Source organism: Bradyrhizobium monzae (assembly GCF_021458635.1).
In the GTDB taxonomy this organism is placed as follows: Bacteria; Pseudomonadota; Alphaproteobacteria; order Rhizobiales; family Xanthobacteraceae; genus Bradyrhizobium.
On record NZ_JAIRDQ010000005.1, the window covers coordinates 427,691 to 452,940 of the forward strand.

At 63.3% G+C, this 25,250-nt stretch carries 24 protein-coding genes, 1 tRNA gene and 1 pseudogene; 21 read left to right on the plus strand and 5 right to left on the minus strand.

What is annotated here, in order from left to right:
- The first annotated feature begins 111 nt into the window (after positions 1 to 111).
- From K3F49_RS21325 to K3F49_RS21340, 4 genes are all read left to right on the plus strand, one after another.
- A tRNA-Asn gene (locus K3F49_RS21325) sits at positions 112 to 186 on the plus strand.
- Positions 187 to 406: 220 nt separating this feature from the next.
- On the plus strand, positions 407 to 658 hold the full coding sequence (locus tag K3F49_RS21330; protein ID WP_234682908.1) for a hypothetical protein: 252 nt from the start codon (positions 407 to 409) through the stop codon (positions 656 to 658).
- A 44-nt stretch (positions 659 to 702) separates the two neighbouring features.
- Positions 703 to 1,776: an AI-2E family transporter gene (locus K3F49_RS21335; protein ID WP_234683015.1), complete on the plus strand. Its 1,074-nt coding sequence runs from the start codon at positions 703 to 705 to the stop codon at positions 1,774 to 1,776.
- Between the two features lie 9 nt (positions 1,777 to 1,785).
- Positions 1,786 to 2,238, plus strand: a complete 453-nt coding sequence (locus K3F49_RS21340; protein WP_234682909.1) for a potassium channel family protein — start codon at positions 1,786 to 1,788, stop codon at positions 2,236 to 2,238.
- 194 nt (positions 2,239 to 2,432) lie between these two features.
- On the opposite strand, the gene K3F49_RS21345 is transcribed toward K3F49_RS21340, so the two are convergent.
- Positions 2,433 to 3,116, minus strand: coding sequence for a helix-turn-helix domain-containing protein (locus tag K3F49_RS21345; protein ID WP_234683016.1), 684 nt, complete (start codon positions 3,114 to 3,116; stop codon positions 2,433 to 2,435).
- A gap of 300 nt (positions 3,117 to 3,416) precedes the next feature.
- Here K3F49_RS21345 and K3F49_RS21350 point away from each other — a divergent pair, with 300 nt between their 5' ends.
- Positions 3,417 to 4,040, plus strand: coding sequence for a response regulator transcription factor (locus K3F49_RS21350; protein ID WP_234682910.1), 624 nt, complete (start codon positions 3,417 to 3,419; stop codon positions 4,038 to 4,040).
- A 5-nt stretch (positions 4,041 to 4,045) separates the two neighbouring features.
- On the opposite strand, the pseudogene K3F49_RS21355 reads toward K3F49_RS21350, so the two are convergent.
- Positions 4,046 to 4,189 (minus strand): annotated as a pseudogene (locus K3F49_RS21355) (dienelactone hydrolase); the annotation flags it as partial.
- 180 nt (positions 4,190 to 4,369) lie between these two features.
- Between K3F49_RS21355 and K3F49_RS21360 the strand changes: the two are divergent.
- Together K3F49_RS21360 and K3F49_RS21365 are read left to right on the plus strand one after the other, a co-directional pair.
- Positions 4,370 to 6,061 (plus strand): SulP family inorganic anion transporter, encoded by a 1,692-nt coding sequence (locus K3F49_RS21360; RefSeq protein WP_234682911.1) that lies wholly within the window; start codon positions 4,370 to 4,372, stop codon positions 6,059 to 6,061.
- Between the two features lie 179 nt (positions 6,062 to 6,240).
- Positions 6,241 to 6,675 (plus strand): hypothetical protein, encoded by a 435-nt coding sequence (locus K3F49_RS21365; protein ID WP_234682912.1) that lies wholly within the window; start codon positions 6,241 to 6,243, stop codon positions 6,673 to 6,675.
- Between the two features lie 74 nt (positions 6,676 to 6,749).
- On the opposite strand, the gene ppk2 is transcribed toward K3F49_RS21365, so the two are convergent.
- Both ppk2 and K3F49_RS21375 read right to left on the minus strand, forming a co-directional pair.
- Positions 6,750 to 7,550, minus strand: coding sequence for a polyphosphate kinase 2 (ppk2, locus tag K3F49_RS21370; protein ID WP_234682913.1), 801 nt, complete (start codon positions 7,548 to 7,550; stop codon positions 6,750 to 6,752).
- Between the two features lie 37 nt (positions 7,551 to 7,587).
- Positions 7,588 to 8,040 carry a hypothetical protein gene (locus tag K3F49_RS21375; protein ID WP_234682914.1) on the minus strand — a complete coding sequence of 151 codons (453 nt, stop codon included), beginning with the start codon at positions 8,038 to 8,040 and terminating at the stop codon, positions 7,588 to 7,590.
- Positions 8,041 to 8,203: 163 nt separating this feature from the next.
- Here K3F49_RS21375 and K3F49_RS21380 point away from each other — a divergent pair, with 163 nt between their 5' ends.
- From K3F49_RS21380 to K3F49_RS21435, 12 genes are all read left to right on the plus strand, one after another.
- Positions 8,204 to 8,620: a hypothetical protein gene (locus K3F49_RS21380; protein WP_234683017.1), complete on the plus strand. Its 417-nt coding sequence runs from the start codon at positions 8,204 to 8,206 to the stop codon at positions 8,618 to 8,620.
- Positions 8,613 to 9,845 (plus strand): HlyD family secretion protein, encoded by a 1,233-nt coding sequence (locus K3F49_RS21385; protein ID WP_234682915.1) that lies wholly within the window; start codon positions 8,613 to 8,615, stop codon positions 9,843 to 9,845. The genes K3F49_RS21380 and K3F49_RS21385 overlap by 8 nt, the downstream gene beginning before the upstream one ends.
- 98 nt (positions 9,846 to 9,943) lie before the next feature.
- Positions 9,944 to 11,845 (plus strand): sensor histidine kinase, encoded by a 1,902-nt coding sequence (locus tag K3F49_RS21390; protein WP_234682916.1) that lies wholly within the window; start codon positions 9,944 to 9,946, stop codon positions 11,843 to 11,845.
- A gap of 339 nt (positions 11,846 to 12,184) precedes the next feature.
- The gene (locus K3F49_RS21395; RefSeq protein ID WP_234682917.1) at positions 12,185 to 12,964 is read left to right on the plus strand and encodes an ABC transporter substrate-binding protein; all 780 of its coding nucleotides are present in this window, start codon (positions 12,185 to 12,187) and stop codon (positions 12,962 to 12,964) included.
- 105 nt (positions 12,965 to 13,069) lie between these two features.
- On the plus strand, positions 13,070 to 14,770 hold the full coding sequence (locus K3F49_RS21400; RefSeq protein WP_234682918.1) for a DUF3300 domain-containing protein: 1,701 nt from the start codon (positions 13,070 to 13,072) through the stop codon (positions 14,768 to 14,770).
- A complete protein-coding gene (locus K3F49_RS21405; RefSeq protein ID WP_234682919.1) occupies positions 14,767 to 15,684 on the plus strand; it encodes a DUF2950 domain-containing protein in 918 nt (305 codons plus the stop codon). Before K3F49_RS21400 ends, K3F49_RS21405 begins: the two co-directional genes overlap by 4 nt.
- Positions 15,668 to 16,126 carry a lipid-binding SYLF domain-containing protein gene (locus tag K3F49_RS21410; protein ID WP_234682920.1) on the plus strand — a complete coding sequence of 153 codons (459 nt, stop codon included), beginning with the start codon at positions 15,668 to 15,670 and terminating at the stop codon, positions 16,124 to 16,126. Before K3F49_RS21405 ends, K3F49_RS21410 begins: the two co-directional genes overlap by 17 nt.
- Positions 16,127 to 16,329: 203 nt before the next feature.
- On the plus strand, positions 16,330 to 16,509 hold the full coding sequence (locus tag K3F49_RS21415) for a hypothetical protein (RefSeq protein ID WP_234682921.1): 180 nt from the start codon (positions 16,330 to 16,332) through the stop codon (positions 16,507 to 16,509).
- Positions 16,510 to 16,644: 135 nt separating this feature from the next.
- A complete protein-coding gene (locus K3F49_RS21420) occupies positions 16,645 to 17,307 on the plus strand; it encodes a protein-L-isoaspartate O-methyltransferase family protein (protein ID WP_234682922.1) in 663 nt (220 codons plus the stop codon).
- Positions 17,308 to 17,512: 205 nt separating this feature from the next.
- Complete coding sequence (locus K3F49_RS21425) at positions 17,513 to 18,898, plus strand: TolC family outer membrane protein (RefSeq protein ID WP_234683018.1); 1,386 nt, start codon at positions 17,513 to 17,515, stop codon at positions 18,896 to 18,898.
- Between the two features lie 303 nt (positions 18,899 to 19,201).
- Complete coding sequence (locus K3F49_RS21430) at positions 19,202 to 19,963, plus strand: PopZ family protein (protein ID WP_234682923.1); 762 nt, start codon at positions 19,202 to 19,204, stop codon at positions 19,961 to 19,963.
- 127 nt (positions 19,964 to 20,090) lie between these two features.
- Positions 20,091 to 22,967: a valine--tRNA ligase gene (locus tag K3F49_RS21435; protein WP_234682924.1), complete on the plus strand. Its 2,877-nt coding sequence runs from the start codon at positions 20,091 to 20,093 to the stop codon at positions 22,965 to 22,967.
- A 2-nt stretch (positions 22,968 to 22,969) separates the two neighbouring features.
- Here K3F49_RS21435 and K3F49_RS21440 read toward each other — a convergent pair whose 3' ends face one another.
- Complete coding sequence (locus K3F49_RS21440) at positions 22,970 to 23,572, minus strand: DNA-3-methyladenine glycosylase (RefSeq protein ID WP_234682925.1); 603 nt, start codon at positions 23,570 to 23,572, stop codon at positions 22,970 to 22,972.
- A gap of 130 nt (positions 23,573 to 23,702) precedes the next feature.
- Here K3F49_RS21440 and lipA point away from each other — a divergent pair, with 130 nt between their 5' ends.
- Both lipA and K3F49_RS21450 read left to right on the plus strand, forming a co-directional pair.
- On the plus strand, positions 23,703 to 24,659 hold the full coding sequence (gene lipA / locus K3F49_RS21445) for a lipoyl synthase (protein ID WP_234682926.1): 957 nt from the start codon (positions 23,703 to 23,705) through the stop codon (positions 24,657 to 24,659).
- Between the two features lie 6 nt (positions 24,660 to 24,665).
- On the plus strand, positions 24,666 to 25,136 hold the full coding sequence (locus tag K3F49_RS21450) for a type II toxin-antitoxin system RatA family toxin (protein ID WP_234682927.1): 471 nt from the start codon (positions 24,666 to 24,668) through the stop codon (positions 25,134 to 25,136).
- Positions 25,137 to 25,250 lie beyond the last annotated feature (114 nt).

Consider the following 25,250-nt stretch of genomic DNA (forward strand, 5'->3'; position numbering starts at 1 on the left):
AGGGGCCCCGCAGGCCTTTCCTCGATGCTTTGCGATGATGGCGAATTCGTCCTTTGCAAGCGCAACCGGCTTTGTTATACGCAGCCGCGCGCGGACGAATGGTTCGCCTTTTCCTCGGTAGCTCAGCGGTAGAGCATCCGACTGTTAATCGGATGGTCGCTGGTTCGAATCCAGCCCGGGGAGCCATCAGGCTGTTTCCAAGCCTCTTCAAGCACACCAAGATTTTCGGACAAGTCTCGGAGATAACTGAGCTTTTCACTGTCTCGGTTTGTTCTGTCGCGTTCAGCCGTGCCCGTCGCTATCCGGCGCGCTTGGGGGTACCGAATGGGGTGAGCGGCTTGTTCCCCCGAATTCAGCCGCCGGGATCCCCCTAATTCGGTCTACCCGGTGGGGGGAATCGGTCTCCATGAGGTTCCAGGACGCGCTTTCTGGCGCTGCCATCCGCAAGGCCGAAGCCGAATGGAACGACCTTAAACTGGCCGATCTTCCGCGCCTAGGCAACCTGATGCTCGACCTTTTAATTGTCAGGCGGGGGAGCGAGCAAGCTTTGAACCCGCTCTGGATCTTGCGGCTTGATCTGGATCAAACTTGGCGCATGCGGCGGGCTGCTACATCTCCCTCAACCAACTACGCCCGCGATGTAGGTCCCAAGTTGTGAAGACGCTTCGCAGCCTTTTGCCCGCCGACGCCGTCATCCAGTTCGTGATCCGGCTCGGATTGCTGGCGCTGCTGGTCCTGTGGACGTTCTTGATCATCAAGCCATTCATACCGATCCTGACCTGGAGCGCTGTGCTCGCGGTGGCGTTCTATCCGGCCTTCAGCTGGCTCGCCAAACTCCTTGGCGGCAGCCCTCGAACCGCGGCCACCATTCTTACTTTGGTCATGCTCGGGATCGTCATCGGTCCGGCGGCATGGTTAGGCCTCAGCGCCGTCGATGGGATCAGGGAGATCGCAAGCCAGATCGGCACCGGCGATCTCGCACTTCAAAGTGCACCCGAGCAGGTCAAGAACTGGCCCTTGATCGGCCCGCAGCTCTACGATTTCTGGAATCTTGCCTACACCAATATCCGCGCCGTGCTGCGCGAGGTGACGCCATATCTAAAACCGCTCGCAGGATACATGCTGTCGTTCGCAGGCAGCGCCGGCGTCGGCACGCTCCAGTTCTTGCTTTCGGTGCTGGTCGCCGGAGTCTTGTTTCCGTATGGGCCGCAGCTCGCCGACGCGATCCGCAGTTTCCTGTTTCGGATCGTGCCGGAACAGAGCGAACATTTTCTCGAGCTCTCCGGTGCCACCATCCGCGCGGTGTCGCAGGGCATCATCGGGGTTGCGATAATTCAGGCGTTGCTTGCCGGCATCGGTTTCAAGCTCGCCGCCATTCCGAGCGCGGGTCTGCTCGCTGTCATTGTTCTCCTGCTTTCGATCGTGCAGATCGGCGCCGCGCTGGTGCTCATTCCCGTCGTCATCTGGATCTGGATGGACAAGGACGTGGCCATGGCGCTTCCTCTGACGCTATTCTTCGTGATCGTCGGGGTCCTCGACAACATACTGAAGCCGCTGGTGATGGGGCGGGGGTTGACCACGCCGACAATTGTGATCCTGATCGGCGTCATCGGCGGAACGCTCGCGCACGGCATCATCGGCCTCTTCATCGGGCCGATCATCCTCGCGGTCGCCTGGGAACTTGCCGCCGCCTGGATCCGGATCGAGCGCGCTGTGCCCGCCGACGTCGGCAAGAGTACCACCCCCGCGATCGATGCCACCTTGCAGCACCTTTGAGCGAGTCTCATGATTTTGCAGTTGACGGTCGGTGCGCTGGTGAGCGCGATCAATATCGGGATCCACGCGCTGGTCACCGTCGTCGCCGTCGCGATCGCCCGCAACGCCGGCTATCGAAGGACCGGACGACCGAGATTGCAGCTGATGGGCGTGATGGTTGCGACCGCGGCGGTGCTCAAGGTTGCACACGCGCTGGAAGTCGTGGTGTGGGCCTGCACGTATCACATCGTCCAGGCCGCTGCGCCCGGCAGTGATCTGCTCTATTTCGCCTTCGTCAACTACACGACGCTCGGCTATGGTGACATCACGCCGGTGCGCGAATGGCGGCTCATCGGACCGTTGACAGCTATGAACGGTGTGCTGCTGTTCGGCTGGTCAGCCGCAATCCTGTTCGAGGTCTTGCGCAAGACGCTCGACTACGTCGGATTGATTAAAGACGACTTCATCCCAGGAAGAGGATAAGAGCCGTGAACGCGACCGGCAGCGCGCCGAAGACGACCACAGCGATCCGAAATGCGATCTCGTTCGACATGGGGACACGGTACTACCGGGCGCAGCCGCTGTGATGTGCAGATTGTGCCAGCCTCCGCACGTCCGCGCCTCCCGTGGCGCAGCAGATGCTGCTGACGTCAGTGCATAATGCCGCATCCGGCGGATCAGGGCTGCAGGTCGAGGCCCGCGAGCTTGTCCCGGTCGAGCAGCACGATCTGGCGTTGGGTGTTGCCGATGAACCCGAGAACCCCGAGCTCATGCAGCCGCGACAAGGCGCGGGAGACAGTTTCGAGGGTCAGGCCCAGATAATCGGCGATGTCGCGCCGAGACATCGGCAGCGCCATGACCCCGGCGGCCGTCAGCCGCTTGTCCATCTCGAGCAGGAAGGCCGCGACCCGCTCCAGCGAGGTCTTGCGGCCGAGCAGCAGCATGTGGTCCTCGGCGTGCTGGAGATTATTAGTCGTCATGGTGAGCAGGTTGCGGGCGACCATGGCGTCGCTCTCGGCCACGATTTCGAGGCTCTGCCGCTTGACGAGGCGCACATGGGTATCGACGATCGCTTCCGCCGTGAAGCGGTGCTCTCCACCATTCTCCAGGCCGAAGATGTCGCCGGCCAGATGAAAGGCGCCGATCTGCCTGCGGCCGTCCGACAGCAGCTTGTAGCTTCGCACTGCACCAGACTTGACCTGATAGACATATTCGGCGGGCTCTCTCTCGCCGTAGATTTCGCTGCCTTTTTTGTAGGAAAATTCGCTTAAACTGACGAGCGCATTTGAATCGCTGGTCATGCCAAGGTCGCGGAGGGAATTGGGGCGCTGTGCGGAATCCGTTGTGATGCGAACGAACATGGCCAACTCCTCAGGCTCATCGCCGAATTGGTCGGTCAGACAGAAACTCATTGGAGGAAATGCGCCGCGCTGTTCCACTCCCGCCGAGGTTGATTTACGACCAAGGCTGTATTTCAATCCATTGTCCCAAGGGCCATTGTACCAAAGGACAGAGCATGCGTTTGCTGCACAAATTGAGAACTGGGAGAATTTGGCGCGCCCCATTGCGAAACACGCGGTTTGCTTTTTTGGTCACATTGGGCAGTCGCGCTGCCCTGTTCTAGAGAATTGACGTTTGTTCGGTTTTGAGAGAGGTGAGCGGTGCCCGGCCTTGTTCACGTGGTCGACGATGACGCTTCGTTTCGAACCGCGATCGAACGCCGTTTGAAGCTTGCCGGATATGATGTCGCGACTTACGCCTCATCGCAGGATCTGCTGGATGCACCGCCGGACAACACGCAACCGGGATGCATCCTGCTCGACGTTCAGATACCGGGGTTGAGCGGCCCGGATCTGCAAAGCCGCCTGACCGTGTCCGGCTCGACACTTCCAATCATATTCCTGACAGGTCATGCCGATACGCCGACCACCGTGCGGGCGATCAAGGCCGGGGCGGAGGATTTCCTGACCAAGCCGGTATCCTCCGTGCAGTTGCTGGATGCGATCGAACGCGCGCTGGCGCGACAGAATGCCGCGCGTGGTCAGCGCAGTAGGCTCGATGCATTCCGCGCTTGCATCGCAGCGCTGACCCAGCGCGAGCGGCAGGTATTCGATTTCATCGTGCGCGGCAAGATCAACAAGCAGATCGCCCATGAACTCGGAACGACCGAGCGCACGATAAAAGCCCACCGCCATCAGGTGATGGAGAAGATGCAGGTCCATTCGCTCGCGGAACTCGTTTCGATCGCGGAACGGCTTGGGATGCTTGATCCGAACAGTCACTAGCCGCTGCCGCCGGCGGCCGTGAACGCTGCACGCATGCGCTTCGCGAGCTGCGGCCCGAAGTACGTGTCGTTCTCGATGTAGATCCACAACATCGGCACGCGCGAGGCGCGGCCGAAATGCGCCGTCGCCTGGGGCAGTTTGCCGGATGCGATTGGCGCGCTGGCGCGATTGATTGGCGGAGGGGTGAGATTGCTTGATCCAAATCAAGCATCGGCGTCGACAAAGCGACGCCTATGAGGGGATGACAAACCTGCGACAGAAGGCGCTTTTGTCGTGACGCCGCTGATCGTCCTGCTGCGTCACGGCAACTCTCGTCGGGTGGGGACAACATGACAGCGCCGTCCGACCAAGCCTGGACGCGCTTCTTTCCGCCGGCGGGCTGGCTCGCCGCCTATCGGCGTGAATGGTTGCCATCCGACGCCGTCGCCGGCGTCACGCTCGCCGCCTACGCCATTCCTGTTTCGCTCGCCTACGCGGCGCTCGCCGGACTGCAGCCGCAGATCGGCGTCTACGGTTACATGCTCGGCGGCATTGGTTATGCCTTGCTCGGGGCCTCGCGGCAGTTGGCGATCGGCCCGACTTCGGCGATCTCATTGATGATTGCCGCAACCGTCGGCGCGCTCGCCGGAGGCGATGCTGTGAAGTATGCGCAGATTGCAAGTCTTGCGGCGTTCGGCGTGGCCGTGCTGTGCTTCGTCGCCTGGCTGTTCAAGCTCAGCGTGCTCGTCCGCCTCGTCAGCGACAGCATTTTGGTCGGCTTCAAAGCCGGTGCGGGGCTCACCATCATCATGAGCCAGTTGCCGAGCCTGTTCGGCGTCGCCGGCGGTGGCCACAATTTCTTCGACCGTGCCTTCAAACTAGCTGGACAACTCGGCCATCTCGATCCGCTCGTTCTGGCGATCGGCGCGGTCGCGCTGCTGTTGCTGCTGCTCGGCGAGCGGCGTCTGCCGGGCAGGCCGGTCGGCATCACCATCGTGGCGCTGGCGATTGTGGTGGCGACCGTGTTCGGCTTTCCGGGCCTCGGCGTGCCCGTTACGGGGAAGATACCGGAGGGGCTGCCGGCGCTGGCAATGCCGACCTTCGGCCTGCTCGAGTTCGACGATCTGTTTCCGCTCGCGGCAGGCTGCGTGCTGCTGGCCTACATCGAAGGCGTCTCGGCGGCCCGGAGCTTTGCCGCCAAGCACGGCTATCCCCTCGACGTCCGACAGGAGTTCTTGGGACTGGGTGCTGCGAACCTCGCCGTCGCCTTCGGCCATGGCTATCCCGTCGCAGGCGGCTTGTCGCAGTCGGCCGTCAATGACAATGCCGGTGCGCGAACTCCTCTGGCTCTGGTCATCTGCTCCGTGACGCTCGGGCTCTGTCTGCTGTTCTTCACCGGGCTGCTCACCAATCTGCCCAAGGCGGTGCTCGCGGCGATCGTCTTTGCCGCCGTCTACAAGCTGGTCGATATCCGCGCGCTCATGCGGATGTGGCAGGTCAGCCGGATCGATTTCTACGCAGCATCGATCGCTCTGATCTCCGTGCTGCTGCTCGGCATCCTGCAGGGCGTCCTGTTGGCATCGATCGCGTCGATATTCCTGCTGCTGGCGCGGGCGTCGCGGCCGAATGTCGCGTTCCTCGGCCGTCTCCCGGGCAGCGGCCGCTATTCGGACAGCGCGCGGCACGCGGACGTCGAACCGCTGGTGGGAATCATCGCGTTCCGTCCCGAAGCCTCGCTGCTCTACATCAATGCCGAGACGATTCTGGAGACAGTCCTGACTGCGCTCAGGCGTTCGCCGGGCATCCGCCTGGTTGCCTGCGACCTTTCGGCGTCGCCCTATATCGATCTTGCGGGCGCGCGCATGCTGCATGACCTCCATGACGAGCTTGCGTCACGCCGGGTGATCCTCTGCATCGTCGGCGCGCATGCGCAGCTCCGTGACCTCCTGCGTGCCGAGGGGCTTGGGGAAAAGACCGACAGCGGGCAATGGCTGCGCTCGCTCGACAGCGTTCTCGGTGACCAGAATGCACCCGACCATTGACTTGGATCAAGGATATCCATGGCTACGACGCCAAGGAAGGGTTAAAGCTCGTGCGCACCGAAGCTCTGGCGAAGCTCGGCCGGCCGAAGCCCGGAGCGCAGCCGAAGCTCAAGGCCCGTCATAGGTCGGTCAAGGGAAACTTACATGCTGCCTGCACAACTCACTGAGGGGAAAACGTCATGAGAAAATTGACCATCGGAGCCTTCCTGGCTGTCTCGCTTGCAACGGTTGCCGGCTTCACCACGCCTTCGCGTGCCGATACCGGCCAGGTCGCCGTCGTCTTCACCAAGGGCGGCTTCATCGTCGGCGTCGGCGGCGGGGAGGGCGTGCTGGTCTACCACGGCAAGAAATATCCCTTCACCGTATCCGGCATGAGCGTCGGCTTCACGATCGGCGCCTCGACCACCAAGCTGGTCGGCCGGGCCCTCAACCTGAGGGGGCCGCAGTCGTTCGAGGGGTCCTACGCGGCAGGCGGAGCGGGGGGCGCGGTCGCAGCAGGCGCGGGCGCCGTGCAGCTGCAGAACGGCAATGGCGTGATCCTTCAGCTCAGCGGGCCGAAGGTCGGCGCGGAAGTATCGGCCGCGGTCGGCGGCGTCACGATCCGGCTGAAATAAGCCCGAGAACGAGGCTCACGGCAGGACGGGCTGCGTCACCGCAGCCCGTTTTTTTCGCTTCAGAATTGCGCGCTTCAGTATCGTTCCTCGACGAACTTCAGTCCGCGCAGGCTGGCCTGGTCGTTGTAGCGTCCCTTGTGGGAGCGCGGCGGCAGCTCGACCTTCTCGCGCTTGATCTTCTTGTAGGGGATCGTTTGCAGAATATGCGAGATGACGTTGAGCCGTGCGCGCCGCTTGTCGTTCGAGCGGATCAGCCGCCAGGGCGCATGCTTGGTGTCGGTCGCCTCGAACATCATGTCGCGCGCGCGGGAGTAATCGTACCAGCGTCCGAACGACTCGGTGTCCATTGGGCTCAGCTTCCACTGCCGCAGCGGATCCTCGATACGCGCCTTGAAGCGAAGCTCCTGCTCCTCCATCCCGACCTCGAGCCACAGCTTGATCAGGACCATGCCGGCGTCCACGGCGAATTTCTCGACCAGCGGACACAACTCGAGAAAGCGCTTGTGGTCGGCCGGCGAGCAGAAGCCCATGACATATTCGACGCCGGCGCGATTGTACCAGCTGCGATCGAAAATCACGATCTCACCGCCGGCCGGGAATTGCTCGATATAGCGCTGCAGGAACAGCTGCGATTTTTGCCGGTCGGAGGGCGCGGGCAGAGCGCAGACCCGGAAGACCCGCGGGCTGACTTTTTCCGTCAAGGCCTTGATGGTCCCACCCTTGCCGGCGGCGTCACGGCCCTCGAAGATGATGATCACCTTCAATTTCTGGGCCTTGACCCATTCCTGGAGATGGCAGAGCTCGACCTGGAGCTTTTCGAGCTCCTTCTCATAGGCCTTGCGCTTCATTTTCTCCGCGGGCTCATCCTTGGCCATGCCTGTCCTTTCCGTTGCACGTGTCATTCGTCCAAGATTACTCGTCCCACGAAATGGTCACGCCAATATCGCCAGGTACGCCGCCCGGGAAATCGATGATCTGATAGGCGATGCGGTAACCTCGGGGTCGGAGGTAGTCGGCCCAGAGCTGGAATATCTCCCTGGGGATCCCGGTCAGCGTAGTTTCCCAGCCTTTCTCCATCTGGTTGATGGCGCGCCCCTTGTCGGTGCAGAGCGAGTTGGGGAAGCGATAGACCAGCACCTCGGTCAGGCCGTTTCGCACGGCACGCTGGATGATGGTTGCGGCCAGCTTGATCTTCTCTTCCTCGCTCTTGCCGGAGGGCTTGCTCAGGCGCTCGATCAGCGCACGTTTTTCGGCGTCGGCAGCGGTCGCAAGGCGCACGTACTCGTCCGCCTTTTCGGCGTCCTTCAGCGCCGCCTCCTTCCGGATCTGGGCGGCATCAGGGATGAGGTTGTCAAACCCGGGCATGGCTGCTCCTCAATGGCTGACTGCAGTTCTGCACGGACGAAAGCTAGGTCTGGCAGCGGGGCGTTCCCTTGATTCAAATCAAGCAAACCGACAGACTGCCTGAACACGGTGCCGCAAGAGCACGTTTGACGGGGAGAGGCATTTGAACGATCAGCTGCATCCGATGGCCCCACACCATCTGCCGTTCTATCTCGCGCCCGGAAGTGGAACCGATACGCTGATGGTGGTAATGGGGCTATTCCTGATTGGCACCGTGCTCTGGGTCGGCACGCTCTACTGGAAGCTGCACAGCCTCCCAGAGCGGATGGCACACAAATCGCAGAAGCTGCAGCTCGAGTTTGTCGCCGTGCTCGGCCTGATCTCGCTGTTCACGCACATGCACATTTTCTGGATCGCGGGCCTGCTGCTCGCGCTGATCGACCTTCCCGACTTCGGAACGCCGCTGCGCAGCATCGCCGGTTCGGTCGAGAAGATTGCGGATTCGACGCCCGGGCAGGATGACGAGCCGAACGAGACTGGGCCGGCTCCCACCCCTGCGGGCGCGCCGGATACCGGCCGGACGGAGCACATTCATGCTTGAGCTCATGATCTGCTCCCTGGTGACGATCCTGCCGGACTATCTCTATCGCCGCTATGCCCAGGGCAAACGCTTCGGAAAGGAGATCACCTTCTTCTCGATCTGGTATGAGCTGCGCTGGGGCATCACCGGCTGCCTGATGCTGACGGTGTCGCTGATCACGATGATCTTCTACTTCCACCCGACCACCTCGTCGGCGACCCTCTATTTTCGAACCGTGCCGATCCTGCCCGAAGGCTCGGGCCGTGTGGCGCAAGTCAACATCGGCTTCAGCGCACCGGTAAAGAAGGGCGACGTGCTGTTCACGCTCGACAGCTCGAAGCAGAAGGCCGCGTTCGAAACGGCGAAACGGAAAGTGGCCGAGGTCGATGCTATGATGCAGACGGCTCAGGCTGACGTGGTCAAGGCCGAGGCGCAGGTCGGCGAGGCCAAGGCCAACTATCAGCAAGCCAAGGATGAGCTCGAGGTCAAGAGCGAGCTCCAGCGCCGCAATCCCGGTATCGTTCCGCAGCGCGACATCGATAAGTTGCAGGTGCTGGTCGATCAGCGCCAGTCCGGCATCGACGCCGCGAACGCCGCGAGGCAATCGGCATCCTTGCAGGTCTCCACTTTGCTGCCCGCGCAGAAGGCCAGCGCGGAAGCCGCGCTCGACGAGGCTCAGGTCGATCTTGACAAGACGTTCATCCGCGCCGGCGTCGACGGTCGCGTCGAGCAATTCTTCCTTCGCCCTGGCGACCTCGTCGCCCAGATCATGCGCCCGGCGGGTGTGTTAATTCCTGAAGGCGCCGGAGCCAAGGCCTTGCAGGCAGGTTTCGGCCAGATCGAAGCGCAGGTGATGAAGGTCGGCATGGTGGCGGAGGCGACCTGCATCTCGAAGCCATGGGTCATCATCCCCATGGTGATTACGACGGTGCAGGATTATATCGCAGCCGGACAGTTTCGCGCAGGCGAGCAACTGATCGATCCGCAAAGTGCCGTCCGTCCCGGCACGATCCTGGTGTTCCTGGAGCCGCTCTACAAAGGCGGCCTCGACGGCGTCACGCCTGGCAGCAGCTGCATCGTCAACGCCTATACCAGCAACCACGAGGAAATCTCGGCGAATGACACGCCAACCAGCCGCAAGATCGCATTGCACGTCGTCGACGGCGTCGGCCTGGTGCACGCGTTGCTGCTGCGCATCCAGGCGCTGTTGCTGCCGATCCAGACGCTGGTGCTGAGCGGCCATTGAACACTCGTAATCGGGAATCCCCATGCCTCTGTCTAAACCACGCAATTCTCGCTAGGATTGCCCCTGAGAGCGGCTGTTTGAAGCCGCCGGGGAGACGGATGAGCGGGCGCGTGACCGTCGCGTTAGTCAAACCGTGGCGGGCCACGGCTCTGCTTCTATGGCTCGGCTTGATACTCGCCGCATGCATCCCGTCCAGATCGGCCGTTGCCGTCGAGCTTAGTGACCCCCGCTATCGCGAGTTGAAGCGCGTTCTGGTGCTGTATTCGTTCGGCCGGGAATTCCGCCCCTGGAGCGAGTATGCACGGAGCATCAAGGCCGAGCTGGAGCGGCAATCGCCATGGCCGCTTGACATCCAGGAGCACACACTGCTCACCGCACGCTTCAACAATCCGGGCCCGGAAGCGCCATTCGCCGAATATCTCGGCTCACTCTATCAGGGCGCGCTGCCCGACATCATTATCAGCATCGGCGCACCGGCCGCGCGGTTCGTGCAGCGATACCGGAGCAAGCTGTTTCCCGATACGCCGATGGTCCTGACGGTGGTCGAGGAGCGGTTGGTAAATCGTTCCGATCTTACCGACAAGGACGTCGTTGTATCCGTCCGCAACGACTTCGTGGCGGCTTTCGAGAGTATCCTCCAGGTAATGCCGGATACCAAGACCGTCGCTGTGGTGATCGGCGCGTCGCCGCTGGAGAAATTCTGGGTCGACGAGGTCACGCGCGAGCTGAAGCCGCTCCAAGGCCGGCTCGCGATCGTCTGGTATTCGGATCTGTCGTTCGAAGAAATCCTGAAGCGTGCGGCGAAGCTTCCGCCGCATACGGTGCTGTTCTGGGGCCTGATGTCGGTCGACGCAGCCGGAATCGTTCATGAAGGCGATATTGCGTTGCGCGGGCTGCATGAGGTCGCGAACGCGCCGATCTTTTCCTATCAGGAGCCGTTCTTCGGCGGCAGCACCGTGGGCGGCCCGATGCATTCGACAATGGAAACGAGCCGCAGGAGCGTCGATGCCGCCATTCGCATCCTCCGCGGGGAGAAGCCGTCCAACATCAAATACGAGCCGATTGGGTTCGCTGCGCCGAAATACGATTGGCGTGAGCTGCAACGCTGGGGCATCGGCGCAAGCAATCTGCCCGCCGGGAGCGAGATTCTGTTTCGCGAGCCAACCATTTGGGAGAGCTATCGCTGGCAGATACTCCTGATCGCCGCCATCATTCTGGTGCAGGCAGGACTGATCAGCGTGCTGCTGCATGAACGCCACCGCCGCCGGGCCGCTGAGGTCGAGTCACGTCAGCGCTTTGTCGAGCTAGCGCACGCCAATCGCTATTCGGCCGTCGGAGAACTGACGACGTCGATCGCCCACGAGCTGAACCAGCCGCTTGGCTCCATTCTGACCAACGCCGAGACGGCGGAACTCATGCTCAAGGCTGCCTCGCCCGATCTGGACGAAATCAAGCATATTCTTGCTGACATCAGGCGCGACGACCTTCGGGCGAGCGAGGTGATCCGTCGCCTCCGCAGCGTCCTGAAGAAGACGCCGTTTGAAATCCGGAAGCTCGAGCTCAACGACACGGTGTGCGAAGCGATCGGGTTGGCAGCGGCCGTTGCCAATGGACGTCGCATTGCGCTGAGCTATGTGCCTGCCGTCACCGCTCTGCCGATCAAGGGCGATCCCGTCCAGCTGCAGCAAGTCGTTCTCAACCTCATCATCAACGCGATGGACGCGATCTCCGATGCGGACATTACGAAGCGCGAGGTGAGTGTGGCGACGGCCCGCGCCGGCAACCAGGCCGAGATCAGGATCATCGACACCGGCCCTGGCATCGCGACCGGCGATCTCGCAAGTGTCTTCAATCCATTTTTTACGACCAAGCCGGAAGGCATGGGGATGGGGCTTGCGATCGCCAAAACCATCGTGGAGGCCCATCACGGCACGATGGCAGCCGAGAACCTGCCAGCGGGTGGGGCGCTGTTCGTGGTCAGGCTGCCGATCGTCCGATAACGACCGGTATCTTGATCTCGATCAAAACTCGCAGATCGGCAGCGCCATTCCTTTCGCAGTAGTGTCATGCATGACCAAGACGGGCGCGGACAGTCGGGAGTGATAGGGTGCAATGAGACGCCGTGGTTTCATGTCGCTGGTCGGCGCAGCGGCTGCGCTTCCTGCCCTCGCCATGGCCCAGGATGCGCCTCACAACAGGATGCCGTCGGTTGGCGTGCTGACCGGCAACGTGCCCGGCGATCCCGGCGCGCAGATGCGCGTCGATGCCTTTCAGCAGGGGCTGGCCGATCGGGGCTGGCCGATCGGGGCTGGATCGCAAACCAGAATTACCGGCTTGAAGTGCGCTGGCCGGGGCCCAATCCGGCGCGGCAGCAATCGGAGGCGCTCGAACTCGTCGCCACCCGGCCGGACGTGCTGTTTGCGACCAGCACGGGAGCGACCCTGGCGTTGCGCGGCGCAACGCAGCGCATTCCGATTGTTTTCGTGGGACTGTCCGATCCCGTCGGAACCGGCCTCGTCGTCAATCTCGCCCGGCCGGACAGCAATCTCACCGGCTTCTCGCTCTATGAGCATTCGATGAGCGGGAAGTGGCTCAGCCTCTTGAAGGACATGGTGCCGGACCTGGGTCATGCCGCCGTTCTGTTCAATCCGGAATCGGCGCCATACGCGCCGTTTTATCTCCAGGCCGCGCGCCAGATGGAAAATCGTCTCGGCATGAAGGTGACTGGCGCCAGCGTCCGCAACGGCGCGGAGATCGCGGTGGCGATCGAGGCCGCAGCGCGCGTCGGCAGCGGCATTGTGGTGCTGCCGGACGGCGGCTTCTTCGCGGCACAGAGCGGGATGACCATCCCATTACTGGCAGAGCGCCGCGTTCCGGCGATTTACGCCGTCCGCTTCTACACGGTCAACGGCGGCCTGATGTCCTATGGCGCCGATCTCGCCCAGCAGTTTCGCGACGGCGCCGCCTATGTCGACCGCATCCTGCGCGGCGCTGAAATTCGAACGCTGCCGGTGCAGTTTGCTACCAAGTTCGAGCTGGTCATCAACATGAAGGTCGCCAATGCGCTTGGGCTCACAGTGCCCTGCCAGCTTCTGATGGAGGCCGAGCTGATCGAGTGAGGTTTCGCATTGCAACAGCACTGCGGCGCGGTTCCGTTGATCTCGATCAACAAACGCCTGTGCGCCGGTCCGATGGTCGCGGACGGAACGCTTGTGGAGGTTGCGATGGTTCGCTGCGGCAAGATCCTGATGGCGCTTACGCTGGTGATGGCGGTCCCCACCGCTGCAATGGCTCAGGCCACCACGCCGGCGGCCCCGACGACGCCGGTCGCTCCGAGCACGCAGGCGCAGCCCACAAATCCACCGGCGGCGGCGGCCGAACTCTTGAAACCCGAGCAGCTCGAGGCGCTGGTCGCGCCGATCGCGCTCTATCCCGACGAGCTCCTTGCCAATGTGCTGGCGGCCTCGACCTATCCGCTCGAAGTGGTGCAGGCCGACCGCTTCCTGAAGGAGCGCAGGAGCCTGAAGGGGGATGCGCTGAAGACCGAGGTGGACAAGCAGGGTTGGGACGACAGCGTCAAGGCGTTGGCCAGCACCGTCGATGTCCTGACCATGATGAGCGACAAGCTCGAATGGACCCAGAAGCTCGGCGATGCTTTTCTCGCCCAGCAGCCCGACGTGATGGATGCAATCCAGCGTCTGCGCAACAAGGCCTATGACAACAAGAAGCTGGTCACCACCAAGCAGCAGAAGGTCAGCATACAGACCCAGGAGGGCAAGCAGGCGATCGTGATCCAGCAGGCTGATCCCGCGCAGATGTACGTGCCGTATTACGATCCGGCGACGGTCTACGGCACTTGGCCCTACGCGGAATACCCGCCGTATTATTGGGGCTATCCATCCTATATCGGTGCCGGTGTGGTCGCGGCCGGCATCGCCTTCGGCACCGCCTGGGCGATCGGGCGCTGGGGCAATTATTGGGGCGGTGGCTGCAACTGGGGCAATCGCAACGTCTACATCAATCATCGCACCACCAACATCGGCAACGGCTGGCAGCACAATCCGGCGCATCGCGGCGGCGTGCGCTACAACAACACCAACGTTCAGCAGCGCTTCGGCAACAACAACGTCAGGGCCGGCGCGTCCGACCGGATGGATTTTCGCGGGCGTGATGGCAACCAGGTGCTGCGTCCGGATCAGGGAGCGCGTGATCGGGTGGGCGATCGTGCTGGTGATCGCGGCAACCCTGGTGATCGCGCAGGAGATCGGGCCGGTGACCGTGCCGGCAATCGTGGCGATCGACCCGGTGGAGGCGACCGCGCCGGTGCAGGCGATCGTGCCAAGGGCGGTGGCGACCGGGCCAAGAATGCTGGCAAGGGCGGTGGTGATCGCGCCAAAGGCGGCGGCGAGCGTGCCAAGGCTGCAAACCGTGGTGGCGGTGCGGCCGCCAACCGGAGCGGTGGCGGAAATCGCGGCGGCGCGATGAACGTCTCCTCCGGTCGGTCCGCAGCCGCAGCGTCGGCGCGTGGACGATCAAGTATGGCGAGCATGCCGCGCGGCGGCGGCGGACCGAGCATGGCCGGCCGTGGAGGTGGCGGTGGTGGCGGATTCCGAGGGGGAGGCGGAGGAGGCGGTCGTGGAGGCGGCGGCGGTGGCCGGCGGTCCGACATCGCGCTGAAGCACGACATCGTCCTGCTCGGTCATCTCGGTAACGGCCTCGGCTACTATCGCTTCAGCTACATCGGCAGCGACAAGGCCTATGTCGGCGTGATGGCGCAGGAGGTCGAGCAGGTGATGCCCGACGCGGTGAGCCGCGGCCGCGACGGATATCTGCGCGTCGACTACGACAAGCTCGGGCTGACATTCCGCACCTACCGCGACTGGCTCGCCCGTGGCGCGAAGCTCCCGGCGGAGGAGACGCCATGATTGGTCTGAAATCGTTCCGCCGCACGATCCTCCCCGGCATCATGGCGCTCGCGCTGTTCGGCTCGCCGTCACTCGCGCAGGAATCCTACAAGTCGCCGGAGGACGCAGCCGCCGCGCTCGCCGCCGCGGTCAAGAGTGGCCCGAAAGACATCCTGAAAGTGCTCGGCAGGGCCGCCGAGGACATCGTCTCCTCGGGCGACGAGGTCGCCGACAACGACATCCGCGCGCGCTTCTCGTCCATGTACGACGTCAGGCACAGCATCAAGGCGGAGGGCAACAAGACCGCGACGCTGATGCTGGGGCCGGATGATTTCCCGTTCCCGATTCCGCTGCTCAACACCAGGACCGGCTGGCAGTTCGACACCGACGAGGGACGGATCGAGGTGCTTCGCCGCCGCATCGGCCGCAACGAGCTCGACGCGATCCAGACGGCGCTCGCCTATGTCGACGCGCAGAACGAATATGCCGACAAGGACCGCGGCGAGGGCGCCGGTGTTTATGCCCAGCGCATTGTCTCATCCCCCGGGAAGAAGGACGGCCTGTTCTGGCGCGACGACAGCGATCCGAGCCCGCTCGGCGTGCTGGCGGCCGAGGCCTCCAAGGAGGGCTATCGCGCCGGCGATGCCGGGCCTGCGCCCTATCACGGCTACTACTTCCATATCCTCAAGGGGCAGGGCCGGAATGCCACCGGCGGTGCGCTCAACTATGTCGTCAAAGGCAAGATGATCGGCGGCTTCGGCTTGATCGCCTGGCCTGCCGAATACGGCAATTCCGGCGTGATGACGTTCCTCGTCAATCACGACGGCACCGTCTACCAGAAGGATCTCGGCAAGCGCACCGAGTTCATCGCCGAGCGCACCACGCTGTTCGACCCTGATGAGACCTGGAAGAAGGTCGATGCCGCAAAACCCTGAACGGCGCGTGCGCGTGTTCCGTCTGATTGCATTGCTAGCGCTGGCGTTGGGGCTCGCCATGCCTGCGACACCATCTTGCGCGCAGGCAGCCGGTCATGTCCGCGTCAAGATCGTCAAGGCCGGCCTTCTGGTCGGCGGCGGCATCGGCAGCGGAACGCTGGTTTATCGTGGCAAGACCTATCCGTTCAGGATCACCGGCCTGAGCTTTGGCATCACGGCCGGCGTCACGGTCGGTCGTCTCGATGGCTGGGCGTCAGGCATCCGCGAGGTCGGTGACTTCGCCGGCACCTACAGCTCCGTCGGAGGCGGCTTCGCCCTTGCTGGTGGCGTCAACGGCGTCCACCTCCGCAACGAGAAGGGCATCACGATCGTGCTGCAAGGCCCGAAGGCGGGACTGGAGCTGGCGGCCAATCTCAGCACAATTGTGATCTCGCTGAAGTAGAGTTCGACTACGGACAAGAAAACCCGCGCCGGCCTCTTAAATGTGTTACTCGATCAGCTTCTCAGCGCCTTTAGGCTCCAGCCCGGCAGAATCGCGTTCAAGCGGTTGTGTGTGGCTGCACCACCGCCGCCACGCAGGCGGCCCCAAATCGACTTAATTCAAATCGAGCTTGATGGGGCCGGACTCCCACGGAGCTGATTCCTATGCCCGACATCCAGATCGACCGCGCCCACCTGGCCCCCTCGATTCTGCCGGCCGATATTCCCGAGCTTAGCGACGATGAATGCCTGGCCCGTCTCGCCCGCGCGGTCGAGACCCCCGATTCGGCGCGGCTGGACGAAGTGGCGGCCCTGATTGGCCGCCTGGCCGTCGCGATCGAATAGGCCATCTCGCCCCGATGCCTGCGTTGCGTCGCCGTTGGTTCGCCAGTCAACGGACGTGTTGCGTTTTCGCGGAGCCTGCTCCAAATATGCCGCCAAGTTTCGTCCGCGGCATCGTCCGCCTTGCAGGGTCCGTAAATGTCCGGTTTCTCGACCGCGCGCCTAAAAATGGTCGATGGCCAGGTGCGCACCAATGACGTCACCGATCGCCGCATTCTCGATGCCATGCTCACGGTTCCCCGCGAGGCCTTCGTGCCGGCGAGCCGGCAGGCGCTGGCCTACCTCGACCTCGATCTCGATGTGAGCGAGGGCGGCGCCAAGCGCTTCCTGATCAAGCCGCAGCTGATCGGCAAGCTGCTCCAGGCCGCCGAGATCGGCGAAGCCGACAACGTGCTGGTCGTCGGCTGCGCCACCGGCTACCTCGCCGCGCTGGCCGCGAAGCTTGCGCGCCAGGTCACGGCAACGGAGAGCGATTCGGCGCTGGCTGCGAAAGCCAAGGACGTCTTCGCCGCAATGGGGCTCGGCAACGTCACCTGCAAGGCCGCCCCCAGTGCCGAGGGCGATCCGGCCGCCGCGCCCTATGACGTGATCATCCTCAACGGCGCTACCGAAGTGACGCCGAACGGGCTGTTCGGCCAGCTCAGGGAAGGGGGACGCCTGGTGGGGGTCTCGGCCGAATCCCGGCCATCGCGGGCCATGATCGTGACCCGTACCCACGGCGAATTCGGCCACCGGCCGCTGTTCGACGCCGCCGCCCCAGTGCTTCCGGGGCTGGAACGGGCCGCCGCCTTCGTCTTCTGACGGCCGAAACCCCTTTAAAATCCCGTTCTGAATCAGAAGTGTGGCCGGGATGCTGCACGTGAAGAGTTTCCGCTGAGAACCACCCAGAGGGTGTTCCGTCGCGCTCGGCCGCGTCCTATGTTGCTACGGGGCAACGACTCCACTTGGATACGGTAACCAGGCTCGCGGGCACGAGCCTGACGTGAGAATGAACGGATTTTCAAGGATGCATGGGGTGAAGTTCTTCACCGGAGCAGCGGTTTCGGTCCTCCTGGCGGCGCTTGCCGGGCCGGCGCCTGCGTTGGCGGATACGATCGAGGCCGCGCTGGTGCGCGCCTATCAGAACAATCCGCAGCTCAACGCACAGCGCGCCCAGGTGCGCTCGACCGACGAGAACGTGCCGCAAGCGCTGTCGGGATATCGTCCCAAGGTCAATGTGACCCTCGGCACCGGGTATCAATATCAGGATGTCCAGCAATTGCAGAAGGGCGCGCAATTCAATGGCGTCCCCCAGTCCAACAGCGCCAGTCTGACCGTTAACCAGACGCTCTATAACGGCAACATCACGGCCAACAAGACGCGAAATGCGGAAGCTCAGGTATCCGGCTCCCGTGAGGCGCTGCGCGCCATGGATCAGTCGGTGCTGCTTAGTGCATCAACGACCTACATGGATTATCTGCGGGATTCTGCCACCCTCGAAGTCCAGCGCAGCAACGTCCGCGTGCTCGAACAGACTCTCAAGCAAACCCGCGATCGGTTCAATGTGGGCGAAGTGACGCGCACCGACGTGGCGCAATCCGAGGCTCAGTTGGCTGCCGGCAAGACGCAGGCACTCACGGCCGAATCGAATCTCACGACGACGCGCGCGAACTTCCGCCGAATCATCGGGAACGAGCCGACGAACCTCGCGCCGGGTTCTCCGGTCGATCGTTTCCTGCCCGCGACGTTAGCCGCTGCCGTTAATCTCAGCTTGGTGGAGAATCCCAACGTCACGGCCGCGATGTACGGCATCGACGTCAACTATCTTCAGGTCAAGATCAACGAAGGCGCGCTGCTGCCGACGGTCACGGTTCAAGCTGGCGTGAGTACGGGTTACCAGCAGAGCCTCCAGGTTTTCCGAACGAACACCGCGTCCGCCATTGCGACTGTCTCCGTGCCAATCTTTCAGGGCGGCGTTGAATATGCGCTGATCCGCCAATCGAAAGAGAATCTGGCGCAGCAGCGCCTGAATCTCGAAACGACGCGTGACCAGACCCGGGCCAACGTCGTTCAGGCCTGGGGCCAGTTGGAAGCTGGCAAGGCGCAGGTGCAGTCCGCGCAGGCGCAGGTCACGGCGTCCGAGATTGCGCTGAACGGCGTGCGCGAGGAGGCCAAGGCCGGTCAACGCACTACCCTCGACGTGCTCAACGCGCAGCAGGCGCTGGTCAATGCACGCGTCGCGCTTGTCACCGCGCAGCACGACCGCGTGGTCGCGTCCTATCAGGTTCTGGCCGCCGTCGGCCGTCTCGCACCGCAGGTGCTTGGCCTTAGCACCACCGTCTACGATCCGAGCGTGCATTACCAGCAGGTCCGCGACAGCTGGGTCGGCGTGCGCACGCCTGACGGACGCTAAGTCCCGTAGTCCTCCGGTCGGGCTCGCAAACAGACGAGTCCGACCGGCGCTTTGCTTGCAATCATCAAAATCCCTGACATAGCCTTGCCGAGAAGCTGCGGGTCGATTCGTTCCGCATCCGATGTTGCGTGCGTAATGCTTGAGTGACGGGGCAGGGGCGCGCCGCCTCACGTTGAGTCGTGATCTGGGGACAAGTCTGGCTGCCGCGACGAAAATGTCGGGGCGCACATCCGGAACCGGCCAATCCTGTCGTGCTTGGTGTAAAACAACGCATGCGAGGGCGTTGATGATGTGGAGTCGGAGATGACGCAGCCTGCAAAGGTCACAGAACCCTCCATGGAGGAGATTCTGGCCTCGATCCGGCGCATCATTGCCGACGATGAGGCCAAGCCGCCGCCGGCTGAAGCTGCCAAGCCCGCGCCGGCACCCGCCGCGCCCGCACCCAAGCCTCAGGCGATGGCCGACATTCCACCATCGAAGGTCGCGCCAGCAAAGCCTGCGGCTGAAAAGCCCGCGCCGCCGCCGGCCGCCGCCAAGCCGGCACCTCCTCCGCCCTCAGCTGCGGTCGAGCCCAACAATCAGGACGACATCGACGCGCTCCTGGCGGGCCTCGACGAGGCCACACCTGCGCCTGAGGTACGTGTCCCGGAGCCTGAGCCCGAACTCGATGTGCTCGAATTGACCGACGAGATGGCGATGGACCCGGAGCCGACGCCCGCGCCACCGCCGCTGAGCTTCCACAGGGTCGAGCCGCGCGACGATCTCGAATTCGCCGAAGCACCGCCGTCTCGTCCGACACCGGCGCCGTCCTATGCGCCGCTGGACTTCGATGCGCCGCTGCCGCCGCCGCAGCCGATCCTGGCCCAGTCGACCGTCTCGGCAGTCGAATCCGCCTTTAACTCGCTGGCACACACGGTGCTCAGCAGCAATGCGCGGACGCTGGAGGATCTGGTCAAGGAGATGCTGCGGCCGATGCTGAAATCCTGGCTCGACGACAATCTGCCGGGCCTTGTCGAACGCATCGTAAAGGCCGAAATTGAGCGGGTCTCGCGCGGCGGCCGCTAAACCCGGCCGCTGGGCCCCGATAAAGCCCTGCTCCTGCGTCATAATCGACCTGCCGTCGGGCCGGAAAGCCCTTTTGCCGTTGAGCTTTCCGTTGACTTGAACCCCGCACGCGGCTTTCTAGCGCCCCATGATCGAGAAAAACTACCAGCCCGCCGATATCGAAGCCCGCATGTCCGTCGTGTGGGAGGACAGCCTTGCCTTCAAGGCCGGTCGTCCCGACCGCCGCGACGCCGTGCCCTTTACCATCGTGATCCCGCCGCCGAACGTGACGGGCTCGCTGCACATGGGCCACGCCCTCAACAACACCCTCCAGGACATCCTGTGCCGGTTCGAGCGCATGCGCGGCCGCGACGTGCTGTGGCAGCCCGGCACCGACCATGCCGGTATCGCCACCCAGATGGTGGTCGAGCGACAGCTGATGGAGCGCCAGCAGCCCGGCCGTCGCGAGATCGGCCGCGAGAAATTTCTGGAGCGGGTCTGGCAGTGGAAGGCCGAGAGCGGCGACACCATCATCAACCAGCTCAAGCGCCTCGGCGCGTCCTGCGACTGGTCGCGCGAGCGCTTCACCATGGACGAGGGCCTGTCCAAGGCCGTCATCAAGGTGTTCGTCGAGCTGCACCGCGACGGCCTGATCTACAAGGACAAGCGGCTGGTGAACTGGGACACCAAGCTGCTCACCGCGATCTCCGATCTCGAAGTGCAGCAGACCGAGGTGAAGGGCCACCTCTGGTATCTGCGCTATCCGATCGAGGGCAAGACATTCAGCCCCGAGGATCCCTCGACCTTCATCGTGGTCGCCACGACGCGCCCGGAGACCATGCTCGGCGATACCGGCGTTGCCGTGCATCCGGAGGATGAGCGCTACCAGAGGCTGGTCGGCAAGAACGTCATCCTGCCGTTGGTCGGCCGCAAGATCAAGATTGTCGCCGACGACTATTCCGATCCGGACAAGGGCTCGGGCGCGGTGAAGGTGACGCCGGCGCACGATTTCAACGATTTCGAAGTCGGCAACCGCCACGGCTTGCGTCGGATCAGCGTGCTCGACAAGGAAGGCTGCCTCGATCTCCTCGACAACGAGGATTATCTGAAGGGCCTGCCGGAAGGCGCCTCGCAATTCGCCGAGGAATTCCACAAGGTCGACCGCTTTGCTGCGCGCAAGCGCATTGTCGAGCGGCTGGAATCGTTCGGCTTCGTCGAGCGGATCGAGCCGCACACCCACATGGTGCCGCATGGCGACCGCTCCAACAGCGTGATCGAGCCGTATCTGACCGACCAGTGGTATGTCGACGCCAAGACGCTGGCAAAACCCGCGATCGCGGCAGTGCGTTCGGGCGAGACGTCGTTCGTGCCGAAGAACTGGGAAAAGACCTATTTCGAGTGGATGGAGAACATCCAGCCCTGGTGCATCTCGCGCCAGCTCTGGTGGGGTCATCAGATCCCGGCCTGGTACGGCCCTGATGGCAAGGTCTTCGTCGCGGAGACAGAGGAAGAGGCCATCAGCCACGCGCTCGGCTACTACGTCGAGCAGGAAGTGATCACGGTCGAACAGGGCCGCGAGATGGCGCTCGACCGCAACAAGCGTGAAGGCTTCATCACGCGTGATGAAGATGTTCTCGACACCTGGTTCTCCTCAGCGCTGTGGCCGTTCTCGACGCTCGGCTGGCCCGAAGACGCGCCCGAAGTGAAGCGCTATTATCCGACCAATGCACTGGTGACCGGCTTCGACATCATCTTCTTCTGGGTCGCCCGGATGATGATGATGGGCCTGCACTTCATGAAGGAAGTGCCGTTCTCGACGATCTACATCCACGCCCTCGTCCGCGACGAGAAGGGCGCCAAGATGTCGAAATCGAAGGGCAACGTCATCGACCCGCTCAACCTGATCGACGAATACGGCGCGGACGCGCTGCGCTTCACGCTGGCCGCGATGGCGGCGCAAGGGCGCGATATCAAGCTCGCCACCAGCCGTGTCGAGGGCTATCGCAATTTCGCAACCAAGCTCTGGAACGCGTGCCGCTTCGCCGAGATGAACCACTGCGCCGTGCCCGAGGGTTTCGAGCCGGCAAAGGCCAAGGAAACGCTGAACCGCTGGATCGCGCATGAAAGCGCGCACACCACGCGCGAGGTGACTGAGGCCATTGAGGCCTATCGCTTCAACGACGCCGCCGGCGCGATCTACCGCTTTGTCTGGAACGTCTACTGCGACTGGTATCTCGAGCTCGCCAAGCCCGTGCTGCTCGGCCCGGACAGCCCCGCCAAGGACGAGACCCGCGCCATGGTTGCCTGGGCGCGCGACGAGATCCTGAGGCTGCTGCATCCCTTCATGCCCTTCATCACCGAAGAGCTGTGGGAGGTGACGGCCAAGCGCGACGGCCTGCTCGCGCTGGCGCCATGGCCGCTGAAGCCGTCCGGTCCGACGCCGGAGCAGCTTGCGATGCTTGCTGCTGCGGCCGGACCGACCGATCCGCTGATCTCGCCTGCGTTCGTCATGCCGATTTTCGACCATGCCGACTTCACCGATCCCAAGGCGGAAGCCGAGATCGGCTGGGTGATCGATCTGGTCACGCAGATCCGCTCGGTGCGCGCCGAGATGAACATCCCGCCGGCGACGCTAACGGCGCTCGTGCTCGCGGATGCCTCGGCCGAGACCAGGGAACGCGCACCGCGCTGGACCGAAATCATCAAGCGCATGGCGCGGCTCTCCGACATCTCCTTCGCGGACCGCGCCCCCGACGGCGCAGTTCAACTCCTCGTTCGCGGTGAGGTTGCGGCCCTGCCTCTGAAGGGGGTGATCGACGTTGCCGCCGAGCGCACGCGCCTCGACAAGGAGATCGCGAAGGCCGACGCCGACATCAAGCGCGCCGAGTCCAAGCTCGCCAACGAGAAATTCGTCGCCAACGCGGCCGAAGAGGTCGTCGAGGAGGAGCGCGAAAAGCGCGAGGCGGCGCTGGCCCGCAAAGCCAAGCTGCTCGAGGCGATCGAGCGGCTGAAGCAGGCCTCGTAAGCCTATTTCGGAAACGGCTTGCTGAGGAATTTCGAGCCCCTGACGCCATAGCGCCAGGGTAGCTCGACGGCCTTGGTGATACCGATCCGGATGCCGGCCACCACCTCCACATCCTGCGTCCGCGCATGCAGCGCGATCGGCGGGCGATCGAGCGGCAGGGTGTTGTGCGCGATGGTGATGCCGAGTGCCTCCGTCAGCTTGCCAGGGCCCGAGCACAGCGCGTGCGCATCGACCGCATGGCGACGCCGGCGCATCGCGGCCAGGCCGTGCGTCGGCTCCAGCGCGCGGATCAGCACGGCGGCAGCAGAGCCTTCCTCCTCGCAGACGAAGTTGACGCACCAGTGGATGCCGTAGGAGCGGTAGACATAGGCAAAGCCGGGCGGGCCGAACATGATCTGGTTCCGCGGCGTCGGGCCGTTGTAGGAGTGCGCCGCCGGCTCGGTATGATGATAGGCCTCGACCTCGACGATGATCCCGCCGACGCCGTCGACCAGCATGGTCGCGCCGATCAAATCCGGTGCGACCTCGCCGACGCTGCGGTCGAAAAAGCCGCGCTTCAGGGCTTTGCCGAGCCGGGGTGTGGAAGTCTTCGAGGTTGGAGCCATTCGAGGTGAGAATCGCCAGAGAACAGAGCAGGATATTGCCCATATCTGCCATGTTCCCTGAAGCAGGGCGAGCCGGGTTGCGGCAGGCAACCAGACCGACTAGGTAGGACCTGAACAGACCGGACAGATCATGGTCGTTATTGTCGATACCATCACGAACCCGTTGCGCCCGCGTCACCCCGAAAAGGTGAACCGCCCCGATTCCGCTTCGCCGCCGAAGCCGGACTGGATCCGCGTGCGCGCCCCCAACACCCGGGGCTATGCCGACACCCGCAACATCGTGCGCGCCAACGGCCTGCACACGGTGTGCGAGGAGGCGGGCTGCCCGAATATCGGCGAGTGCTGGGACAAGAAGCACGCGACCTTCATGATCATGGGGGACACCTGCACCCGGGCCTGTGCCTTCTGCAACGTCAAGACCGGCATGCCGAATGCGCTGGATGCGGCCGAGCCGCACAACGTCGCCGAGGCCGTCGCCAAGCTCGGTCTTGCGCACGTGGTCATCACCTCGGTCGACCGCGACGATCTTGCCGACGGAGGCGCCGAGCACTTTGCCCGGACGATCCGCGCGATCCGCGCCGCCTGTCCCTCGACCACGATCGAAATCCTGACACCCGACTTCCTGCGTAAGGAAGGCGCGCTCGAACTTGTCGTGGCCGCGCGGCCCGACGTCTTCAACCACAATCTCGAGACCGTGCCGTCGCGCTATCTCACGGTGCGGCCGGGCGCGCGCTACTTCCACTCGATCCGGCTGCTGCAGCGGGTCAAGGAGCTCGATCCCAGCATCTTCACCAAGTCCGGCATCATGGTAGGTCTCGGCGAGGAACGCCATGAGGTGCAGCAGGTGATGGACGATCTGCGCTCGGCGGACGTCGACTTCCTGACCATCGGGCAATATCTCCAGCCGACGCGCAAGCATCACGCCGTGATGCGTTACGTGCCGCCGGACGAGTTCTCGTCCTACGAGAAAGTCGCCTACACCAAGGGCTTCCTGATGGTGTCGGCGAGCCCGCTCACCCGTTCGTCGCATCACGCCGGCGAGGATTTTGCGAGACTGAAGGCCGCACGGGCCGCGACCGCGCGCTGAACCGCTATGCCCAAATTTTCGAGCAAGCGCCGTGTCAATCACAGCGCATCCAAGATGTTTGATCTGGTCGCCGATGTCGAGCGCTACCCGGAATTCGTACCGCTGTGCAGCGCGCTGAAGATCCGTCAGCGCATGGCCAAGCCCGACGGCACCGAGGTGCTCGTTGCTGACATGACGGTGTCGTTCAAGCTGGTCAAGGAATCCTTCACCAGCCGCGTGACGCTCGATCGCGCCAATCTGAAAATTCTGGTCGAATATCTGCAAGGTCCGTTCAGTAATCTCGAAAATCGATGGACGTTCGAACCCAAAGGCGATGACGTCTGTGACGTCGGTTTCTTCCTCGCCTATGAATTCAAGAGCCGCATGCTGGCAATTCTGATGGGCTCGATGTTCGACGCTGCATTCGCGCGGTTCTCCACCGCGTTCGAGAAACGGGCCGATGCGATCTACGGCCGGCCGAAGCTGGCGTCGTCGTAGAACGTACTCTCTCCTCCGTCATTGCGAGGAGCACTTGCGACGAAGCAATCCAGAATCTTTCCGCAGAAAGATTCTGGATTGCTTCGCTTCGCTCGCAATGACGTGGGGTGACAG

Bases quoted from the DNA above. Each gene is read 5' to 3' on its own strand.
- K3F49_RS21420 (WP_234682922.1), top strand. From the start codon at position 16,645: ATGTCCGGTTTCTCGACCGCGCGCCTAAAAATGGTCGATGGCCAGGTG.
- ppk2 (WP_234682913.1), bottom strand. From the start codon at position 7,550: ATGGCCAAGGATGAGCCCGCGGAGAAAATGAAGCGCAAGGCCTATGAG.
- K3F49_RS21450 (WP_234682927.1), top strand. From the start codon at position 24,666: ATGCCCAAATTTTCGAGCAAGCGCCGTGTCAATCACAGCGCATCCAAG.
- K3F49_RS21435 (WP_234682924.1), top strand. From the start codon at position 20,091: ATGATCGAGAAAAACTACCAGCCCGCCGATATCGAAGCCCGCATGTCC.
- lipA (WP_234682926.1), top strand. From the start codon at position 23,703: ATGGTCGTTATTGTCGATACCATCACGAACCCGTTGCGCCCGCGTCAC.
- K3F49_RS21440 (WP_234682925.1), bottom strand. From the start codon at position 23,572: ATGGCTCCAACCTCGAAGACTTCCACACCCCGGCTCGGCAAAGCCCTG.
- K3F49_RS21345 (WP_234683016.1), bottom strand. From the start codon at position 3,116: ATGTTCGTTCGCATCACAACGGATTCCGCACAGCGCCCCAATTCCCTC.
- K3F49_RS21360 (WP_234682911.1), top strand. From the start codon at position 4,370: ATGACAGCGCCGTCCGACCAAGCCTGGACGCGCTTCTTTCCGCCGGCG.
- K3F49_RS21430 (WP_234682923.1), top strand. From the start codon at position 19,202: ATGACGCAGCCTGCAAAGGTCACAGAACCCTCCATGGAGGAGATTCTG.
- K3F49_RS21375 (WP_234682914.1), bottom strand. From the start codon at position 8,040: ATGCCCGGGTTTGACAACCTCATCCCTGATGCCGCCCAGATCCGGAAG.
- K3F49_RS21340 (WP_234682909.1), top strand. From the start codon at position 1,786: ATGATTTTGCAGTTGACGGTCGGTGCGCTGGTGAGCGCGATCAATATC.
- K3F49_RS21390 (WP_234682916.1), top strand. From the start codon at position 9,944: ATGAGCGGGCGCGTGACCGTCGCGTTAGTCAAACCGTGGCGGGCCACG.
- K3F49_RS21400 (WP_234682918.1), top strand. From the start codon at position 13,070: ATGGTTCGCTGCGGCAAGATCCTGATGGCGCTTACGCTGGTGATGGCG.
- K3F49_RS21425 (WP_234683018.1), top strand. From the start codon at position 17,513: ATGCATGGGGTGAAGTTCTTCACCGGAGCAGCGGTTTCGGTCCTCCTG.
- K3F49_RS21365 (WP_234682912.1), top strand. From the start codon at position 6,241: ATGAGAAAATTGACCATCGGAGCCTTCCTGGCTGTCTCGCTTGCAACG.
- K3F49_RS21385 (WP_234682915.1), top strand. From the start codon at position 8,613: ATGCTTGAGCTCATGATCTGCTCCCTGGTGACGATCCTGCCGGACTAT.
- K3F49_RS21405 (WP_234682919.1), top strand. From the start codon at position 14,767: ATGATTGGTCTGAAATCGTTCCGCCGCACGATCCTCCCCGGCATCATG.
- K3F49_RS21380 (WP_234683017.1), top strand. From the start codon at position 8,204: ATGGCCCCACACCATCTGCCGTTCTATCTCGCGCCCGGAAGTGGAACC.
- K3F49_RS21415 (WP_234682921.1), top strand. From the start codon at position 16,330: ATGCCCGACATCCAGATCGACCGCGCCCACCTGGCCCCCTCGATTCTG.
- K3F49_RS21330 (WP_234682908.1), top strand. From the start codon at position 407: ATGAGGTTCCAGGACGCGCTTTCTGGCGCTGCCATCCGCAAGGCCGAA.
- K3F49_RS21410 (WP_234682920.1), top strand. From the start codon at position 15,668: ATGCCGCAAAACCCTGAACGGCGCGTGCGCGTGTTCCGTCTGATTGCA.